Annotated in this window: 15 protein-coding genes, 1 pseudogene and 1 riboswitch; of the genes and pseudogenes, 13 read left to right on the top strand and 3 right to left on the bottom strand. The window is 72.4% G+C overall.

What is annotated here, in order from left to right:
* From IH50_RS0136090 to IH50_RS38265, 5 genes are all read left to right on the top strand, one after another.
* Positions 1-443: flavodoxin-dependent (E)-4-hydroxy-3-methylbut-2-enyl-diphosphate synthase (locus IH50_RS0136090; RefSeq protein WP_030872506.1), on the top strand; the 443-nt coding region annotated here is incomplete at its 5' end.
* Positions 444-474: 31 nt separating this feature from the next.
* Positions 475-2,388, top strand: a complete 1,914-nt coding sequence (gene dxs / locus IH50_RS0136085; protein WP_030872504.1) for a 1-deoxy-D-xylulose-5-phosphate synthase — start codon at positions 475-477, stop codon at positions 2,386-2,388.
* Positions 2,385-3,788, top strand: coding sequence for an aspartate aminotransferase family protein (locus IH50_RS0136080; protein WP_030872502.1), 1,404 nt, complete (start codon positions 2,385-2,387; stop codon positions 3,786-3,788). Before dxs ends, IH50_RS0136080 begins: the two co-directional genes overlap by 4 nt.
* Before the next feature lie 66 nt (positions 3,789-3,854).
* Positions 3,855-4,478, top strand: a complete 624-nt coding sequence (locus IH50_RS0136075) for a helix-turn-helix domain-containing protein (protein WP_030872499.1) — start codon at positions 3,855-3,857, stop codon at positions 4,476-4,478.
* Entirely contained in the window at positions 4,475-4,603 is a 129-nt protein-coding gene (locus IH50_RS38265; protein WP_037873523.1) for a DUF6126 family protein, read from the top strand. Before IH50_RS0136075 ends, IH50_RS38265 begins: the two co-directional genes overlap by 4 nt.
* Positions 4,604-4,623: 20 nt before the next feature.
* On the opposite strand, the gene IH50_RS0136065 is transcribed toward IH50_RS38265, so the two are convergent.
* The gene (locus IH50_RS0136065; RefSeq protein WP_030872496.1) at positions 4,624-5,421 is read right to left on the bottom strand and encodes a tyrosine-protein phosphatase; all 798 of its coding nucleotides are present in this window, start codon (positions 5,419-5,421) and stop codon (positions 4,624-4,626) included.
* Positions 5,422-5,592: 171 nt separating this feature from the next.
* Here IH50_RS0136065 and IH50_RS0136060 point away from each other — a divergent pair, with 171 nt between their 5' ends.
* From IH50_RS0136060 to IH50_RS0136045, 4 genes are all read left to right on the top strand, one after another.
* Positions 5,593-7,710: an alpha-galactosidase gene (locus tag IH50_RS0136060; RefSeq protein ID WP_030872494.1), complete on the top strand. Its 2,118-nt coding sequence runs from the start codon at positions 5,593-5,595 to the stop codon at positions 7,708-7,710.
* A gap of 320 nt (positions 7,711-8,030) precedes the next feature.
* Positions 8,031-8,188: riboswitch (cyclic di-AMP (ydaO/yuaA leader) on the top strand.
* A 4-nt stretch (positions 8,189-8,192) separates the two neighbouring features.
* Entirely contained in the window at positions 8,193-9,122 is a 930-nt protein-coding gene (locus IH50_RS0136055) for a M23 family metallopeptidase (RefSeq protein ID WP_030872491.1), read from the top strand.
* Positions 9,123-9,327: 205 nt separating this feature from the next.
* Positions 9,328-10,113, top strand: coding sequence for an SGNH/GDSL hydrolase family protein (locus IH50_RS0136050; protein ID WP_030872489.1), 786 nt, complete (start codon positions 9,328-9,330; stop codon positions 10,111-10,113).
* Positions 10,114-10,208: 95 nt separating this feature from the next.
* Complete coding sequence (locus IH50_RS0136045; RefSeq protein WP_030872487.1) at positions 10,209-11,402, top strand: MBL fold metallo-hydrolase; 1,194 nt, start codon at positions 10,209-10,211, stop codon at positions 11,400-11,402.
* 286 nt (positions 11,403-11,688) lie between these two features.
* Here IH50_RS0136045 and IH50_RS0136040 read toward each other — a convergent pair whose 3' ends face one another.
* The gene (locus tag IH50_RS0136040; RefSeq protein ID WP_063759522.1) at positions 11,689-12,477 is read right to left on the bottom strand and encodes an alpha/beta fold hydrolase; all 789 of its coding nucleotides are present in this window, start codon (positions 12,475-12,477) and stop codon (positions 11,689-11,691) included.
* A 203-nt stretch (positions 12,478-12,680) separates the two neighbouring features.
* Between IH50_RS0136040 and IH50_RS43660 the strand changes: the two are divergent.
* Together IH50_RS43660 and IH50_RS43250 are read left to right on the top strand one after the other, a co-directional pair.
* Positions 12,681-13,121: pseudogene (locus IH50_RS43660) on the top strand (NAD(P)H-dependent flavin oxidoreductase); the annotation flags it as partial.
* 49 nt (positions 13,122-13,170) lie between these two features.
* Complete coding sequence (locus tag IH50_RS43250) at positions 13,171-13,728, top strand: NAD(P)H-dependent flavin oxidoreductase (protein ID WP_199822191.1); 558 nt, start codon at positions 13,171-13,173, stop codon at positions 13,726-13,728.
* Positions 13,729-13,902: 174 nt separating this feature from the next.
* Here the strand turns inward: IH50_RS43250 and IH50_RS0136030 are convergent, their stop codons facing one another.
* Positions 13,903-14,718, bottom strand: a complete 816-nt coding sequence (locus tag IH50_RS0136030; protein ID WP_030872483.1) for a class I SAM-dependent methyltransferase — start codon at positions 14,716-14,718, stop codon at positions 13,903-13,905.
* A 485-nt stretch (positions 14,719-15,203) separates the two neighbouring features.
* Between IH50_RS0136030 and IH50_RS0136025 the strand changes: the two genes are divergently transcribed.
* The gene (locus IH50_RS0136025; RefSeq protein WP_078914217.1) at positions 15,204-16,286 is read left to right on the top strand and encodes an ATP-binding protein; all 1,083 of its coding nucleotides are present in this window, start codon (positions 15,204-15,206) and stop codon (positions 16,284-16,286) included.
* A gap of 651 nt (positions 16,287-16,937) precedes the next feature.
* Positions 16,938-18,782: sensor histidine kinase (locus tag IH50_RS0136020; protein WP_107062231.1), on the top strand; the 1,845-nt coding region annotated here is incomplete at its 3' end.

The following is an 18,782-nucleotide window of genomic DNA, read 5'->3' as shown; positions in this document are numbered from 1 at the left end:
GCTCGCTGGACCGGCGCCTGCTCCAGAAGTACGGCAAGGCGACCCCCGAGGCGCTGGCCGAGTCCGCCCTGTGGGAGGCGTCCCTCTTCGAGGAGCACGGCTTCCGGGACCTCAAGATCTCCGTGAAGCACAACGATCCGGTGGTGATGATCAACGCCTACCGGCTGCTCGCCGAGCGGTGCGACTACCCGCTGCACCTCGGCGTCACCGAGGCGGGCCCCGCCTTCCAGGGCACCGTCAAGTCGGCCGTCGCGGCCCGCGAGGCCGACCTCGGCGTCGCCTCCGGCAACGGCAAGGGCCAGATCTTCGTGAAGGGCGAGGTCATCAAGACCGTCCCCGAGTCGAAGATCGTCGAGACGCTGATCGAGGAGGCGATGAAGATCGCCGAGCAGATGGAGAAGGACGGCGCCGCGTCGGGGGAGCCGGCCGTCACCGTGAGCTGAACAGCACGGAACTTTCGAAGGGGGCCCGAGCGTGACGATCCTGGAGAGCATCCGGCAACCACACGACCTGAAGGCGCTGTCCGAGGCGGAACTCGGCGAACTGTCCCACGAGATCAGGGAGTTCCTGGTGCACGCGGTCGCCAGGACCGGCGGCCACCTGGGACCCAACCTCGGGGTGGTGGAACTCACCGTCGCCCTGCACCGGGTCTTCGAGTCGCCCGTCGACCGCATCCTGTGGGACACCGGCCACCAGTCCTACGTCCACAAACTCCTCACCGGCCGCCAGGACTTCTCCAAGCTGCGCGGCAAGGGCGGCCTGTCCGGCTACCCCTCCCGCGAGGAGTCCGAGCACGACGTCATCGAGAACAGCCACGCCTCCACGGCCCTCGGCTGGGCCGACGGACTCGCCAAGGCCCGCCAGGTGCGGGGCGAGAAGGGCCACGTCGTCGCGGTGATCGGCGACGGCGCCCTCACCGGCGGCATGGCCTGGGAGGCGCTCAACAACATCGCCGCCGCCAGGGACCGTCCGCTGATCGTCGTCGTCAACGACAACGAACGCTCCTACGCCCCCACCATCGGCGGTCTCGCCAACCACCTCGCGACCCTGCGCACCACCGACGGCTACGAACGCGTGCTGGCCTGGGGCAAGGACGTGCTCCAGCGTACCCCCGTGATCGGCCGCCCCGTCTACGAGGCGCTGCACGGCGCGAAGAAGGGCTTCAAGGACGCCTTCGCCCCCCAGGGCCTCTTCGAGGACCTCGGTCTGAAGTACCTCGGCCCCATCGACGGCCACGACATCAGGGCCGTGGAGTCCGCGCTGCGCCGCGCCAAACGCTTCCACGGGCCCGTCCTGGTCCACTGCCTCACCGAGAAGGGCCGCGGCTACGAACCCGCCCTCGCCCACGAGGAGGACCACTTCCACACCGTCGGCGTGATGGACCCGCTCACCTGCGCTCCGCTGGCCCCGTCCGGCGGGCCCTCCTGGACCGACGTCTTCGGCGAGGAGATCGTCCGGATCGGCGAGGAACGCGAGGACGTGGTCGCAATCACCGCCGCCATGCTGCGCCCGGTCGGCCTCGGCGCCTTCGCCGAACGGTTCCCGGACCGGGTGTGGGACGTCGGCATCGCCGAGCAGCACGCGGCCGTGTCCGCGGCGGGCCTGGCCACCGGCGGCCTGCACCCGGTCGTCGCCGTCTACGCCACCTTCCTCAACCGCGCCTTCGACCAGCTCCTGATGGACGTGGCGCTGCACCGGTGCGGGGTGACCTTCGTCCTGGACCGGGCCGGTGTCACCGGCGTCGACGGGCCCTCGCACAACGGCATGTGGGACATGTCCGTCCTCCAGGTCGTCCCCGGCCTGCGCATCGCCGCGCCCCGCGACGCCGACCAGCTCCGCGCCCAGCTGCGCGAGGCGGTCGCCGTCGACGACGCGCCCACCCTGCTCAGGTTCCCCAAGGAGTCCGTGGGCCCGGCGGTCCCCGCGCTGGACCGCGTCGGCGGCCTGGACGTACTGCACCGGGCGCCCGGCCCCGAGGTGCTGCTGGTGGCCGTCGGCGTGATGGCGCCCGTCTGCCTGAAGGCCGCCGAACTGCTCGAAGCGCGCGGCATCGGATGCACCGTGGTCGACCCCCGCTGGGTCAAACCCGTCGACCCGGCCCTCCCACGACTGGCCGCCGGGCACCGCATGGTGGCCGTCGTCGAGGACAACAGCCGTGCGGCCGGGGTCGGTTCGGCGGTGGCGCTGGCGCTGGGCGACGCCGGGTGCGACGTGCCCGTACGGCGGTTCGGCATCCCGGAACAGTTCCTCGCGCATGCCAAACGCGGCGAGGTGCTCGCCGACATCGGCCTCACCCCGGTCGAGATCGCCGGCCGGATCAGCGCGAGCCTCACCGCCGGGGAAGAGCCGGCGCCCCAGTCACCGGACCCACAGGAGCCACAGGCATGACCATCGCGGAGTCGTCGGGGACCGGGGAGTTCGACCTCGGCGCGCTGCTGGCCGAGCGCGGAGCCGAGCGCTACGAGCTGCACACCCGGTACCTCAACCCCCAGCTCCCGCGCATGCTGCGCACCATCGGCTTCGACAAGGTCTACGAGCGTGCCGAGGGCGCCCACTTCTGGGACGCCGACGGCAACGACCACCTCGACATGCTCGCCGGGTTCGGGGTGATGGGCCTGGGCCGCCACCACCCCGTGGTCCGCAAGGCGCTGCACGACGTCCTGGACGCCTCCCTCGCCGACCTCACCCGCTTCGACTGCCAGCCGCTGCCCGGCCTGCTGGCCGAGAGGCTCCTCGCGTACAGCCCCCACCTGGACCGGGTGTTCTTCGGCAACAGCGGCACGGAGGCGGTCGAGACCGCCCTGAAGTTCGCCCGGTACGCGACCGGCAGACCGCGCGTCCTGTACTGCGAGCACGCCTTCCACGGCCTGACCACCGGCTCCCTCTCCGTCAACGGCGAGTCCGGCTTCCGGGACGGCTTCGCCCCGCTGCTGCCCGACACGGCCGTCCCCCTCGGCGACCTCGACGCGCTGGAGCGGGAGCTGCGCGTGGGGGACGTGGCCGCCCTGATCGTGGAGCCGGTCCAGGGCAAGGGCGTGCACGAGGCGCCGCCCGGCTATCTGCGGGCCGCGCAGGAGCTGCTGCACCGGCACAAGGCACTGCTGATCGCCGACGAGGTGCAGACCGGACTGGGCCGGACCGGTGACTTCTACGCCTACCAGCACGAGGAAGGCGTCGAACCGGACCTGGTGTGCGTGGCCAAGGCGCTCTCCGGCGGCTACGTACCGGTGGGCGCCACGCTCGGCAAGGACTGGATCTTCAAGAAGGTCTACTCGTCGATGGACCGGGTGCTGGTCCACTCGGCCAGCTTCGGGTCCAACGCCCAGGCCATGGCGGCGGGCCTCGCGGTGCTGTCGGTCATGGAGAACGAGGGAATCGTCGCGCATGTCCGGAGCACCGGCGACCTGCTGCGGACCCGGCTGGCCGCGCTCACCGAGAAGTACGAGCTGCTCGCCGACGTCCGCGGCCGGGGCCTGATGATCGGCATCGAGTTCGGCCGGCCCCGGTCGCTGAGACTGCGCTCGCGCTGGACCATGCTCCAGGCCGCCCGCAAGGGACTCTTCGCGCAGATGGTGGTCGTACCGCTGCTGCAACGGCACCGCATCCTCACCCAGGTCTCCGGCGACCACCTGGAGGTGATCAAACTGATCCCGCCGCTGATCATCGACGAGGAGGACGTCAACCGGTTCGTGGAGGCCTTCACCGCGGTGATGGACGACGCGCACGACGGCGGCCTGGTGTGGGAGTTCGGCAGGACGCTGGTGAAACAGGCGGTCGCCAACCGCTGACACCGCAGTATTTGCCTCAGAGGCAATGAATTTGCCCAAGGGGCAAATCCGGGGCTCAATGGAGGCATGAGCTCCTCCGAGGCCGGACCGCCGGCCGAACCGGCCGACGCGCTCCCCGCGGTCGCGCCGCGGCTGCGCGCCCTGCGGCGGCGGGCCTCCCTCACACTGGAGGCCGCCGCCCGCGACGCGGGTCTGTCGCCCGCCCACCTCTCCCGGCTGGAGACCGGACAGCGCCAGCCCTCGCTGCCGATGCTGCTCTCCCTCGCCCGTATCTACGGTACGACCGTCTCCGAGCTGCTCGGTGAGTCGGCCGCCGACCGGGACGCCGTGGTGCGCGCCGCCGACATGGAGCCCACGGCGGCGGGCGGCTGGACGTACTGGCAGGCCGGTGCCGCCGGGCGCGGCATGCAGGCCCTGCGGGTCCGTGTGCCGTACGGCTCCCAGGGCGACATCGTGCGCGTCCACCCCGGCGAGGAATGGCTGTACGTCCTCAAGGGGCGGCTGCGGCTGCGCCTCGGGGACGCCCTGCACCGGCTCGCCCCGGGCGACAGCGCGCACTTCGACTCGCTGACCCCGCACCGTATCGCCGCCGCCGACCCCGACGGGGTCGAGCTGCTGTTCGTCCACACCCTGCTGCAGAGTCCCACGGCCGCGCTGTGCCTGGGCCCCATCCACGGAGAAACGACATGACCGGCAGAGACATGGAAGAGAAGTTCCCCCGGGCCCTGTGGGTGCGGCTGTTCATCTACATCGTGGTGGGACACCTCTTCGCGGCCTTCATCTACTTCCTCTTCGAGATCGCTCCGAAGAAGTAGGCGCCCGCCCCGGGCCCGCCTCAGTCGAGCAGGCGCTCGCGCAGCCGCTCCCGGTCCCCGGGCGTGAGCCCGAGCGCCTGCTCCAGGTACGGCTCCACACCGCCCCAGGTCTCCTCGATGGTCTCGAAGGCCGCCGACAGGTACTCCTCGCGCGCGTCGAACAGCGGGCTGAGCAGCTCCATGACCTCGGGGGAGTAGGCCGAGGCGGAGCTGCCGCTGCGCCGCACCTTGTAGCGGCGGTGCTTGGCGTTGGACTTCAGGTAGTCCTCGAGGATCGCGTCGCGTTCGACGCCCAGCGCGAGCAGGGTCACCGCCACCGACAGTCCCGCGCGGTCCTTGCCGGCCGCGCAGTGCATCAGCGCGGGGACGCTGTCCTCGGCGAGCGAGCGCAGCACCCGGGAGTGCTCGGCGGTGCGCTCCTTGACGATCAGCCGGTAGGAGCTGATCATCCGGTCCGCGCCCTTGCCGTCCGCGAGGATCGAGCGCAGCTGTTCCAGATCGCCGTCGCGGACCATCTTCCAGAACTCGGCGCCGTCGGCCGGGTCGCTGAGCGGCAGGTTCACGTTGCGCACGCCCGGCAGCGCGACGTCCGGCCCCTCCAGCCTCTGGTCGGCCGCGTTACGGAAGTCGAAGACCGTGTGCAGCCCGAGCGAGGAGAGGAAGGCGGCGTCCTCGGCGGTCGCGTGGGCGAGATGGCCGCTGCGGAAGAGCACTCCGTACCGCATCCGCCGGCCGTCGACGGTCGGCAGTCCGCCCACGTCGCGGAAGTTGCGTACTCCGGTCAGCTCGGGTTCGGTCGACGGGATCTGCTGCGTCACGAAGGACTCCTCCCACTCGGCGCCGCCGGCGGGGCTCGCCGGCGGGCACCACTTGACGATACGACATGCCTGCCTGGGGCAATGAGTTCTCCACAGGCATTGCCCGGACGCCCCCGTGCCCCCGATGATGTTGGTGTCTGATCGCACTTGTTCGAGTCTGTTGGAGGTTCGGTGGCGCAGGTCTCCCGAGACGGTCGTACCTGGCTCCTGTCGGGGCCGGCCAGCGGCTACGCGCTCCATGTCACGGACCGCGACGAGCTGGTGCATCTGCACTGGGGCCCGAGGATCGCGCTCGCCGACGCGGAGGCCCTCGCCGCGCGCCCGCTGCCGGACGACTGGCCGTTCGAGTCCCGCCTGGACGGGCGCGAGGAGTACCCGGTCGAGGGCGGCCCCCGCTTCGTGAGGCCCGCCCTGTCCGTGCGCACCGCCGACGGACGGCGCGGCACCGAGTGGGTCTTCGACGGCCACGAGACCGACGACGGCGGGACCGGCGACGGCGGGACTGGCGACGGCGGGATCGGCGACGGCGAACTCCGCCTCCGCTTCCGCGACGGCGGGCTGACCGTGACCCTGCACTACCGGATGCGCGACGACGTGGTCGAACGCTGGGTGACCCTGCACAACCGGGGACCCGCGGTCGAACTTCTGCGCGCCGACTCCGCCACCTGGACCCTGCCCGAGCGCGAGCACTGGCGGCTCTCCCAGCTCCACGGCCGCTGGGCCGCCGAGTCCCGGCTGACAAGTGCCCCGCTCACCTACGGCGAGAAGATCATCGGCAGCCGCCGCGGCCACACCGGACACCAGCACCTGCCCTGGGTCGCGCTCGACACCGACGCCACCGAGGAACGCGGCGAGGTCTACGGCTGCGCCCTCGGCTGGTCCGGCTCCTGGCGCGTCTCGGTCGCCCAACTCCCCGACGCACGCGTGCAGATCACCGGCGGCGCGGGACACGACGACTCCGGCCTGCTGATGCTGGACACGGGGGAGACGTACGTCACACCGGTCTTCGCCGGTCTGTGGAGCGACGGCGGCTTCGGCGGCGCCAGCCGCGCCTGGCACGCCTACCAGCGGACGTACGTCGTCCCGGACGCGGACCGGGACCGGCCCGTGCTGTTCAACTCCTGGGAGGCCACCGGGTTCGACATCTCGGAGGAGCGGCAGCGGGGACTCGCGGAGCGGGCCGCCGCGATGGGTGTCGAACTGTTCGTGGTCGACGACGGCTGGTTCGGGGCGCGGACGAGCGACCGGGCCGGGCTCGGCGACTGGACGCCCAACCCCGACCGCTTCCCCGGCGGCCTGAAACCCCTCGCCGACCATGTGCACGGGCTCGGGATGCAGTTCGGCATCTGGGTCGAGCCGGAGATGGTCAACCCCGACAGCGACCTGTACCGCGCGCACCCCGACTGGGTGCAGTTCCAGCCGGGCCGCCGGCGCACGGAGTACCGCAACCAGCTCGTGCTCAACCTCGCGCGCGACGACGTGCGGGAGTACCTCTGGGAGCGGCTCGACGGACTGCTCTCCAGCGCTCCCGTCGACTATGTGAAGTGGGACTTCAACCGCTCCTCCACCGACGCAGGCTGGCCGGACGACCCGTATCCGCAGCGGCTGTGGACCGACCATGTGCGCGGCCTGTACGCGCTGCTGGACCGGCTGCGGGCGGCCCATCCGGACGTGGCCTTCGAGTCCTGCTCGGGCGGCGGCGGCCGGATCGACCTGGGGGTCCTCTCCCGTACCGACCAGGTGTGGACCTCGGACAACACCGACCCGCTCGACCGGCTCGCGATCCAGCACGGCTTCAGCCAGATCCACCCGGCCCAGGTGATGGCCGCCTGGGTCACCGACAGCCCGAACGCGATGCTCAACGGACGGGTCAGCTCGCTGCGCTTCCGGTTCGTCAGCGCCATGGCCGGGGTGCTCGGCGTCGGCGGCGACCTCGCGCGGTGGACCGGGGAGGAGCTCGCCGAGGCGCGGGAGTGGGTCGCGCTCTACAAGGAGATCCGGCCCGTCGTCCAGCGCGGCGACCTGTACCGGCTGCGCCCTCCGGAGGGCGGGCTGAGCGCGGTGCAGTACGTCCTCGGCGACGAGACCGTCGTCCTCGCCTGCCTCCAGGCGCAGCACCACGGAGAGCCCGTCCCGGCCCTCCGGCTGCGCGGCCTCGACCCGGAGGCGTCGTACGAATGCCGCGAAAACGGCGAAACGTACCGAGGTGCCCTCCTGCTGCATCACGGACTGCGCACCGGTCTGCGAGGAGATCTGGACGCGGCGGTGGTGCGGCTGCGGCGCCTGTGATCCGACGATTAGGGCGTTCTGTCCGATTAGGGAAGTTCGCCATAACGTGCCCCGAAAGAAAGGGAGATGGGGAAGGGGTGCGTGAGCAGCGTCATATCCGTGACGATGCGTTGTCGCCATGCTCACGTAATTCCGTGGAACGACAAGGGAATTCACGGGGGAAAAAGAATCCCGGCTGACGCTCGGTGACGTCAATTCCCCTTTTGGATCACGGAAAAGCGCGTGCGCGGTGAACCTCGCGCTTGTCCCCTCGCGTCCGGGTCGCTTACGTTCGCCACCGATCCGGACGGACGCCCAATCCTGCCGCCGCCCGGAGCCCGTAACCACACCCACCCGTGTACGGCAGGAGCGGGGGACCCACAGGTACCACTGCCTGTTCCGGTTCCCGGAACGGCTCGGGGTGAAGCCGCGCGACAACGCGGCCGGGCATCTCCAGCCCGAACCCGACAGCTCACCTCGCAGGCGCCGGAGAGGAATTCGACATGCCCGCGAAGGGTAAGCACCGCCGTACCAGGACCCAGCGTCTCACCCGCTCCATCGCCGCCGCCGGAACCGGTGGCGCCGCACTCGCCCTGCCGCTTCTCGGCGCCGCCGGCGCGCACGCCGCCACCCCGCAGACCGCCCCCGAGAAGGCCGTCCAGTCCCTTTCCGCCGGCCAGAAGACCGTCGCCGAAAAGGGCGACGAGGCCCGCACGTACACCGTGAAGGCCGGCGACTACCTCGCGAAGATCGCCGAGACGGAGCACGTCGACGGTGGCTGGAAGCAGCTCTACACGGACAACCGCCAGGCCATCGGCGACGACCCGTCGCTCATCCACCCCGGCCTGAAGCTCTCCCTCGACGGCACGGCCGCCGCGAGCACGCCGGAGGAGCCGTCCGCCCCGGAGACCCCGGCGGCCCCGCAGCAGGAGGCCGAGCAGCCGGCGGAGCAGCCCGCCGAGCAGCCCTCCTCGGACGCCTCCGCCCAGACCACCAGCACCGACCAGGCCGCGACCGCCTCCGGTTACACCTCCCCGGTGCCCGGCGCCGGCGGTCTCGGCACCGCCTACAAGGTGGCCGGCAGCATGTGGTCCAGCGGCTACCACACCGGTGTCGACTTCAGCGTCCCGACCGGCACCTCCCTGAAGGCCGTCGGCGCGGGCACCGTCGTCTCCGCCGGCTGGGGCGGCGCGTACGGCAACCAGGTCGTCGTCAAGCTCGACGACGGCTACTACGCCCAGTACGCCCACCTGTCCTCGCTGTCCGTCTCGGCCGGCCAGACCGTCACCGCCGGCCAGCAGGTCGGCCTCTCCGGCGCGACCGGCAACGTGACCGGCCCCCACCTGCACTTCGAGATCCGTACCACCCCGGACTACGGCTCGGACGTGGACCCGGTCGCCTACCTCCGCTCCAAGGGCGTCTCCATCGGCTGACCCCCGCGGCGACCTTCCTGACACGCGCGCCGAAGGCCGGACCCCGATCCCCGGGTCCGGCCTTCGGCGTATTCCTGAATTGGCCAACATTTTGAGAGTGGCTTATCTCACCGCCCGTCAACCCTTCCTTACGGTCGCGTAGGTCACATTCGAAGGTGAATCATGAGCGGTTGTGGCAGACGATTCGAAGAGTGACAGCAGAGCAGTGATCGGGTCGTACGTGGCGGTGGGGGACAGCTTCACCGAGGGCGTCGGCGACCCCGGCCCCGACGGGGCGTTCGTCGGCTGGGCCGACCGGTTCGCCGTGCTCCTCGCGGACCTCCGGCCCGAGGGAGACTTCGCGTACACCAACCTCGCCGTGCGCGGAAAACTCCTGGACCAGATCGTGGCGGACCAGCTTCCGAGGGCGGTCGAACTCGCCCCCGACCTGGTCTCGTTCTGCGCGGGCGGCAACGACATCCTCCGCCCCGGCAGCGACCCGGACGAGGTGGCCGAGCGGTTCGAGCGGGCGATCGCCGCGCTCACGGCCGTATCCGGGACAGTGATGGTGACGACCGGGTTCGACACCCGCGGCGTCCCCCTGCTGAAGCATCTGCGCGGCAAGATCGCGACGTACAACATGCACGTACGGGCCGTCGCCGACCGCTACGGCTGCCCGGTGCTCGACCTGTGGTCCCTCAGGAGCGTCCAGGACCGCAGGGCCTGGGACGCCGACCGGCTGCACCTGTCGCCGGAGGGGCACACCCGCGTCGCGCTCCGCGCCGGGCAGGCCCTCGGCCTGGACGTCCCCGCCGATCCGGAACAGCCCTGGCCGCCCCTGCCGCCCCGCGGCACCTTCGAGATCCGGCGGGACGACGTCCACTGGGCCCGCGAGTACCTGGTGCCGTGGATCGGCCGCCGGCTGCGCGGGGAGTCCTCCGGCGACCATGTGATCGCCAAGGGGACGCTGTCGCCGGACGACATCAAGGTACGGATCGCCGCGGTGGCGTAAGAGGTCGTTTTCTCGGGTGCGGCCGTATCCGGCACCGCGGTGCCGGACACGGCCGCACATAATGGAATGTCTGACCGACTCCACTTGGAGGTACCGTGGCCGATTCCCGTTCCCAGAGCTCCGGGCTGCGCGCCCTGCGGCCCGTGGCCTTCGGCGCGGACCCGAGTGGCGAGCGCATGGCACGCATCCGCAGATCCCCGCACTTCAAGGACGGCGTGTTCCAGAATCCCGGGGGCGCCGCCCGGATTCGCCCGTCGGGGTCGACGCGGGACCTGGCGAAGATCTACTTCGACAAGGACTCCCGGTCCCGCCGCGCCCCCAAGGGCGCCATCCCGGTGCACCCGACCACCCTGGCCGACATCTCCCGCCCGCCGGCCACCGGGCTGCGCCTGACCTGGATGGGCCACTCCAGCGTGCTCGCGGAGATCGACGGACACCGGGTCCTGTTCGACCCCGTGTGGGGTGAGCGCTGCTCACCGTTCCCCTTCGCCGGACCCAGGCGGCTGCACCCCGCCCCGCTGCCGCTGGCCGCGCTCGGCCCGGTCGACGTCGTCGTGATCTCCCACGACCACTACGACCACCTGGACCTGCCCACGATCAAGGCGCTGGCCGGCACGGACACCCTGTTCGCCGTGCCCCTCGGCGTCGGCGCGCACCTGGAGCGCTGGGGCGTGTCCGCCGGACGGCTGCGCGAGCTGGACTGGCACGAGACGACGAAGATCGGCGGACTCACCCTCACCGCCACCCCGGCCCGCCACTTCTGCGGCCGGGGCCTGCGCAACACCCAGCACACCCTGTGGGCCTCCTGGGTGGCCGCGGGTGAGGAGCACCGGATCTACCACAGCGGTGACACCGGCTACTTCGAGGGCTTCAAGGACATCGGCACCGACCACGGCCCGTTCGACGCCACGATGATCCAGGTCGGCGCGTACTCGGACTTCTGGCCCGACATCCACATGACGCCCGAGGAAGGCGTCCGGGCCCATCTCGACCTGCAGGGCGGCGAGGCGGCCGGCGTGCTGCTGCCCATCCACTGGGGCACCTTCAACCTGGCTCCGCACGCGTGGGCGGAGCCGGGGGAGTGGATGGAGGACGCGGCCGGGGAGGCGGGGCAGACGGTGGCGTTCCCGCGGCCGGGTGAGCCGTTCGAGCCGGCGGGGACGCTGCCGGTGGAGGCGTGGTGGCGGGCGGTGTCCGGTCCGGTCGCCCGTCCGTGGCGCCGTCCCCGGAGTGCTGGGGGTGTGGCCGGGACGAGCAGGAGTGATCTCGACCTCGCCGGTGAGCGGTGACGCCGGTCGGGGACGAGATCGGCGAGATGGCCCGGATGCTGGAGCGTCCCCCGGCTGAGGAACCGGATCGCCTGCTGCGAGCCTTGGACGGGGCGCCCCGCGCTGAGCGCGAAGCCACTGCTCAGCGATTCAGGCCCTTGCCGCCCTTGGACGGCCCGTCTCGGGTCGTCGTCCGAACACGCGCTGTGGGGCCTGAGCCTGCAGGAGGGGGCTGCCCAGGCGGCAGGGTTCCGACGGCCCTGCCTGGACGCTGCCGCCCCCTGGCGGCCCGGTGCCCTCTGCCAGGTCAGCCGCTGATGGCGTCGAGCACCACCCGGGTGACCTGCTCGGGGTCGTCGGACATCGGTGAGTGCCCGCAGCCCTCGAGCGAGACGTGCCGGGCGCCCGGAAGCAGTCGTGCCGCCCTGAGTGCCTGGTGGGGTGGGGTCATCAGGTCCCGTGTGCCCCAGCCGACCGTGACCGGGACCGGGACCTCGGGGGCGAAGGCCCGCAGCCGGTAGGCGCGCACAGCGCGCCGCGTCGGCTCGAAGCCGGGGGAGCGGGCCAGGTTGCGCAGCGCGCCGGCGGCCGCCGCCTCCGGGATCCGCCAGGGCCGGGCGGTGAGCTGCCAGAAGGCAATGGTGCGCCCGATCGGGTGTCCGGCGATCCAGTGGGGGCGTTCAGCGCAGGCTCGTGCCATCGCGTGAGCGACACGGAGCGAACCGAGGGCGTAGGCGGCCCCGGGGCGGGTCCACAGTCCGATGGGGGACAGTGTGACGGCGCTGCCGACCGCGCCGCTGCGGGCCAGTTCCAGGGCGACGGCCCCACCGAGGGAGTTCCCCACGACGGGCGGGTGGGTGAGGCCGGCACCGGGGAGCCACTCGGCGACGGCGGCGGCCAGCGCCTCGACGCCGGGTGTGGTCCCTTCGGGGAGCGAGGGGCTGTCGCCGAAGCCCGGGAGGTCGACGGCCACCACCTCGTGCTCGCGGGCGAGACGCTCCAGGACGGGCGCCCAGCCATCCCGGTCGAGTTGGAGGACGACCATCAGGGGCGGCCCACTGCCGAGTCGCCGCGACGCCAGTTCCAGATCCGGCATGTTCGCATCGTAGGAGAACGGTCCAGGACGCGCACCCGTGCATGGCGGCACGTGTCGGTGGTCCGTCACGCACTCTCCCTCGGCCCGGGTTCCAGGCGCCGTGACCAGGACCCGGCATGATCCGGAAGGCAGACCCTCCAGCGCTGTGCGGTGTCCGTCCGTAAGGCTCGGCAGGTGGCCGGGAATCGTCACGACTAGGCTCGATGTCTGGAAAATCCCTGTTCTGGGTCCTGCGGGATGGAGGCGCGATGCTGCGGACACCGGTGTGCGAAGTACTGGGCATCGAGGTGCCGGTCGTGCAAGGGCCGCTCGGAGGGCCCTGGCAGCAGGGCATGCGGCTTGCCGCGGCGGTCAGCGACGCCGGGGCGCTGGGCAGTGTCCCCACCACACTGCGTACACCGGCGCAGGTCCGTGACGACGTGCGCCGGCTGCGCGATCTCACCGACCGGCCGTTCGCGCTGAACATGACCCGGCGGCCGTTCGACCCCGAGGTCTTCGACGCGGTGATCGCCGAGGCCCCACCGGTGTTCTCCTTCGCGCTCGGCGAGCCGGACGACCTGGTGGCCCGTGTCCACGATGCCGGCGCGGTCTTTCTGCAGCAGGTGACGACGGTCGAGCAGGCGGTGCGCGCGGCCGAGGCCGGCGTCGACGTGATCAGCGCGCAGGGCACCGAATCCGGCGGGTTCTGCGGTGATGTCAGCACGATGGCGGGTGCCGCAGGTCGTCGACGCCGTCCGGCCGCTGCCGGTACTCGCCTCCGGCGGCGTCGCCGACGGGCGGGGCATCGCCGCGGCACTGGCCCTGGGGGCACAGGGCGTGAACATCGGCACCCGGTTCCTGGCCTCGGCCGAATGCGGGGTCAGCGACGACTGGAAGGCGGCCGTCGTCTCCGCCGCCAGCCAGGACGCCGTCAAAGTGGCGTTCGTCGAGCACATCCTGCCCCCGCCGACCGAGGGCGGGTACATGACCGTCCCCCGGTCACTGCGCACCCCGTTCGTCGAGGAGGGGAACGCCGGCCCCGAAGCGGCCGCTGCTCAGGCCGAGGCGTTGCGCGGCAGGATGATGACGTCGATGCGCGACGGTACGGCGCACGAACTGATCCCGATGACGGGCCAGACCGCCGGCCTCGTCCGCGACATCGCCCCGGCCGCCGAACTCGTCCACCGGCTGATCACCGAGGCGGAGGCGACGCTGCGCGCTCTGGCCGGCCTGGCGCCGACGAGGAACGGCGCCGGTGAACCACCCGGGTAGGAATGGCCGGGGTCTCGCAGCAGGATGCCGGCCCGGGCCCGCCGGCCCGCCGCGGCAACGAGCCGGCCACCTCCGCGACGAACTCCGACGGCCTGCCCCGGAGCGGCCCCGTCTCCCCGCCCCCTGCCCGGACGATGCCCGCTGCCCGACGGGATCGTCCGACGCGACGAAGCACTACGGGGCAGCCCGGTGGCTCCTGCGGCCCCGTACCGCCCAGGCCAGGGCCGTGAGCGAGACGGAGCCGTCCGCCTCCCGGGGGACCTTCGCGCTCAGTGCGTCCCGGACCCGCTCCCGGCCGGCCGGGGCGAGGGCGGCGAGGTAGCCCGGCGCGGGACCCTGGCCCGCCCGGAAGGGGTCCCACAGGTCGGCGAAGCCGGTGAAGACCGTGGGCACCTCGATCGGGACGACGGACACGTCCACGAGTCCCGCCCCGGTCCAGACCGCGCGCAACGCCTCCGGGCGGCAGACCGGGAACCGGCGGCCCTCGTCCAGCGTGGCCGCGGCCGGGTCCACCTCGACGGCGGCGTCCCAGAAACGTCGCAGGAAGCCCATGCCCCCGGCGTAGTCCCACACGTACGCGGCGACCAGGCCACCCGGCCGGGTCACCCGCACCATCCGGGCGACCGCCGCGGCGGGGGAGGGCAGGAAGTTCAGGACCAGGCCGCCGGCGACCACGTCGCACGCCTCGTCGCGTACGGGCAGCGCCATCGCGTCGGCCACGACGAAGTGCGCGGGCGAGGAGACGGACGCGCGTGCGTGGGCGACGAACGCCTCCGACCGGTCGACCCCCACCACCGTGCGGGGCCGGCAGCGGGCCGCCACCGCGGCCGTCAGACCGCCCGTACCACAGCCCACGTCCAGCCAGCGCAGACCGTCGGCGGCACCGAGCCAGGCGCCGAACCGCTCGGCGACGCGGCGGCTCCAACGGCCCATGTACCGCTCGTAGGCGGCCCCGGCCGACCACACGTCGTACCGCTGTTGCTCTCGCATGCGTTCAGGATTCCGGCCCCGCGGCCTTACCGGCCGCAGCCACGCGGACGTCGTTCGACGACTCCTGGTTTTCCGCCGCCGCACCGCTGCTGGAAGCGTCCGGGGCGGCGGTTGGACTGCTCGCGGTCCGCGACGTGCCGTGACGGTGTGCGGCGTCGGGGAAGGCATGGGCCCGCGTGAAAGCGGGAATTGAAGGCCTCGGCGCGGCCTGGGACAGGGGCGTCCGCGGCCTCGGCGGGGTCCCGGGCGCGCTGTGACCGCTGTCCGTGACCGTCTGGCCGACTGCTTGCTGACGGGCCCTCACACGCCTGCTCAAACCCTTGGCCAACCGCTCCTGACCTGGCCTTTTTCGAATCTGCGCATAGGGTGGGAAGTCCTGCCGAGCACCAGGGGAAGGGGACTTTGTGAGCGAGGGTGCCAGCGGATACGACGCCACTCATATCACAGTACTGGAGGGGTGTGAGGCCATTCGGAAACGGCCCGGGATGTACGTCGGCTCGACCGGCGTACGGGGTCTGCACCACCTGTTGTTCGAGGTCGTCGGCTGGTCGGTGAACGAGGTGCTGGCCGGCGGTGGCGGCTGCGTCGACGTCACCCTCATGCCCGACGGAGGCGTCCGGGTCACCGACGACGGGCCGGGCGTCCCCGTCGAAGCGGCCGGGGACACCGGCGGTACCGGCCTCGAAGCCCTGCTGACCCGCCCGTACGCCGGGACCGGTCCCGGCGGCCGCTCCACCGTGAACTGGTGGAGCGCCTTCGGCATGGGGCCCTGTGTCACCAACGCTCTGTCGAGCCGTCTCACGGCCGAGGTGCGGCGCGGGCAGGTGCGCTGGGTCCAGGAGTACGTACGCGGCGCCGCTGTCGCTCCGCCGGTCGCCGCCGGACCGGCGACCGGCGAAGGGACCACCATCACCTTCTGGCCCGACGCCGGCATCTTCGAGACGACGGAGTACCCGTTCGCCGTACTGGCCGAACGCTTCAGGGAAGTGGCCCTGTTGAACCGGGGCCTGAGCATCTCCCTGACCGACGAACGCCCCCGGGGCGGGCCCCGGTCGGTACGCTTCCGGTTCTCCGGCGGACCGGAGGACTTCGTCGCCTTCCTCGACGCGGAGACCGGAGGGTACGTCACCCCGGACATCATCGCCTTCGAGCGGGAGGACGCGCGGATGGCGGGGACGGTGGAGGTGGCCCTGAGCTGGCGCGGCCTGGGTGAGGAACGGATCCGGACCTTCGTCAACAGCGTGCCCACCCCCGAGGGCGGCACGCACGCGGACGGGTTCCGCGCGGGGGTGACGGCCGCGGTCAACACGTACGCGCGTCGGCGGGGGCTGCTGACGGCGGCGGACCCTGATCTCACCACCGGCCACATCGGCGAGGGTCTGACAGCGGTCGTCTCGGTGAAACTGGAAAGCCCCGAATACCAGGGCGCCACTCGCGGCAAGCTGGGTGACGCCACCGTGTACGAGTGCGTCGAGCAGGCCGTCAGGGAGCACCTCGGCACATGGTTGACCCGACAGCCGGAACGGGCCGCCGACCTCATCGGCCATATCACCCGGGTGACTCGGTAGGCGGCCGGTACCACACCTCCTCACGTGTCCGACGGCCCTGTGCCGGCGGGCGGTCGGTGACGGGACGGGGAAGGAGCCGTCCGCGCCGGCCGTCCGGGCACGGTACGGCGTGGCGCACCCTCCCCATCCTGGCCGGGTGGTGACGGTGAGTGATGTTTTGGCCGAAGGGGTGGGGTGCGGTGACGGCGGTCGAAAGCGTCCGACCCGTCGGCCCCGGACGGTCGGCGGGCGTGCCGGCCGGGCTCGGACGGCCGAGGGGCTCCTCTCCTCGCGAGTTCGCGGAGACCACTTGTGACCAGCCCTGATCGTTCCATGTTCACTCTCGATCCCTTCCTTGGAAGGGTTATCGGTCTGTCGTACGAAGCCTCATACCAGAGCGCGATGCTGTCCGCATGAGTTTGTCAACTGCCCACCGCACATGATGCGGTGGCGACTACGGTGAGTGTCGGTCGGGCGACACCGCGGCACCCCATGTCGTAGGGCGCTTCTGCGTCGAGGGGCCGCGTCCAACAGTCGGAATCAGGGAGCGGGGACCGGTACGTGCAGCCACAAGGCGGACGAGGGAGCGGACGGGGCGAAGGGCCCCGACGCCCGGGCCCGGCCGGTGCCCCGGGTCCGGCCGGAGCGCGGGGTGCCGTCGGCACCACGGTCGTGGCCCGCGAGCCGGACCGCACCGATGCGAACCCCGCCGACACCCGGGCCCGCCGGACCGGTCCGGCGGGCCACGCGGACCGCCGTGAGGGCGGACGGCACGGACGGCCGCCCGCACGGACCGCTCCCGTGCCGCCCGAGGCGCCGATACGGCCCCAACTGCTGCGCCTCGCCGTACTCCCGCCCGTGGCGGTGGCCCTCAGCGCCTGCGCGGCCGTGCTCTTCACCGTCCGCTCCACCGGGGTCCGGCCGAGCCCCACCCTGTGGGCCGTCCTCGGCGGCGCCACCTCGGTGACGTGCGCCGGTGTCGTCATCGCCGCCGTGGCCGCCGACCGCGCCGCCCGGTCCGTGCGCGACCGCATCGGCACGCTGCGCCGCAGCACCGCCCGGCGCGAGGCCGACCTGGGCACCCTCGTCGAGGCACTGCGCCGGGGTGAGGCCCCGCCCCCACGCGGGCGGCGGGGCGAACAGACCGATGTCCTCCACGACGACGCCGACTTCGACCTGCTCGCCGCCGACCTCGCCCGCGCGCACGACGGGGCCGTCCACGCCGTCGTACAGGCGTACCGGCTCTCCAGCCAGACCGGCAGCGAACAGAAGCTCGAGGTGTTCGTCAACCTCGCCCGGCGGCTGCAGTCCCTGGTGCACCGCGAGATCTCCCTCCTCGACGAGCTGGAGAACGAGATGGAGGACCCCGACCTGCTCAAGGGGCTCTTCCACGTCGACCACCTCGCCACCCGCATCCGCCGCCACGCGGAGAACCTCGCCGTGCTCGGCGGGGCCGTCTCCCGGCGGCAGTGGAGCAACCCGGTCTCCATGACCGAGGTGCTGCGCTCGGCGATCGCCGAGGTCGAACAGTACTCACGGGTCAAGCTCGTGCCGCCGATCGACGGCACCCTGCGCGGACACGCCGTCGCCGACGTCATCCACCTGCTCGCCGAACTCGTCGAGAACGCCACGGTGTTCTCCGCCCCGCACACCCAGGTACTGCTGCGGGCCAACCTCGTCACCTCCGGGCTCGCCGTCGAGGTCGAGGACCGCGGACTCGGCATGCCCGTCGGCGAGCAGGACCGGATGAACGCGCTGCTCACCGACCCCGACCAGGTACAGGTCGCCAGCCTGCTCGCCGACGGCCGGATCGGCCTGTTCGTGGTCTCCCAGCTCGCCAAACGGCACGGCATCCATGTACGGCTCCAGAGCAACATCTACGGCGGGGTCCAGGCCGTGCTCGTGGTGCCGCAGGCACTGCTCGGCACGGAGCCGGGGACCGCCGGCGGCGGACAGGGCGCGGCACCGCGGCCGCACGACCGCGGCACCGGCCCCGTCCTGGTGGCCCGTCACATGTCCGCCGTACCGGCTCCCGTGGACGCTCCTTTGCCGGGCGGCGGGCAGGCGCAGGCACCCGGGGCACCCCTCACGCCCGCCGTCCCACCGTCCTGGCCCTCCACCCGGCCCCCGTCGCCCGCCGGTGACGCGCCCGCCCCGCCGCTGCCCCTGCGCGGCGCCCGCGAGGTGCGTCCCGGTCCCGCCGGGGCCGTACCCGGCGTCCACCACGGCGACCGGGACGACACCTTCACAGACCACGGGACCACGCCCCCCGCCCCGCACGGCGGTCCGGTGCGCGGCACCATGGACAGACCCCGGCTGCCCCGCCGCCGCGCCCAGGAGCACATCGTCCCGCAGCTCCGCGACGGCCCCGCGCCCCGCCAGGACACCGAGTACGTCGCCGGGCACGATCCCGGCCTGATGGCCGCCTTCCAACGCGGCGTCAGCCTCGCGGAGGCCCAGCAGGAGCCCCCCGCCGCACCGGCGGGGGGCGCGCGGTCGGCCGCCGCCGGGGGCCCC

Source organism: Streptomyces sp. NRRL S-37 (genome assembly GCF_000721605.1).
Classification (GTDB): domain Bacteria; phylum Actinomycetota; class Actinomycetes; order Streptomycetales; family Streptomycetaceae; genus Streptomyces.
The sequence above is the reverse complement of the archived record's forward strand: the minus strand, read 5'-3'. Positions and strand labels throughout refer to the sequence as shown.

Excerpts from the sequence above, each read along its gene's own strand:
- IH50_RS0136055 (WP_030872491.1), top strand. The coding sequence starts at position 8,193 with ATGCCCGCGAAGGGTAAGCACCGCCGTACCAGGACCCAGCGTCTCACC.
- IH50_RS38265 (WP_037873523.1), top strand. The coding sequence starts at position 4,475 with ATGACCGGCAGAGACATGGAAGAGAAGTTCCCCCGGGCCCTGTGGGTG.
- IH50_RS0136075 (WP_030872499.1), top strand. The coding sequence starts at position 3,855 with ATGAGCTCCTCCGAGGCCGGACCGCCGGCCGAACCGGCCGACGCGCTC.
- IH50_RS43250 (WP_199822191.1), top strand. The coding sequence starts at position 13,171 with ATGTCAGCACGATGGCGGGTGCCGCAGGTCGTCGACGCCGTCCGGCCG.
- IH50_RS0136040 (WP_063759522.1), bottom strand. The coding sequence starts at position 12,477 with ATGCCGGATCTGGAACTGGCGTCGCGGCGACTCGGCAGTGGGCCGCCC.
- IH50_RS0136030 (WP_030872483.1), bottom strand. The coding sequence starts at position 14,718 with ATGCGAGAGCAACAGCGGTACGACGTGTGGTCGGCCGGGGCCGCCTAC.
- IH50_RS0136025 (WP_078914217.1), top strand. The coding sequence starts at position 15,204 with ATGTACGTCGGCTCGACCGGCGTACGGGGTCTGCACCACCTGTTGTTC.
- IH50_RS0136080 (WP_030872502.1), top strand. The coding sequence starts at position 2,385 with ATGACCATCGCGGAGTCGTCGGGGACCGGGGAGTTCGACCTCGGCGCG.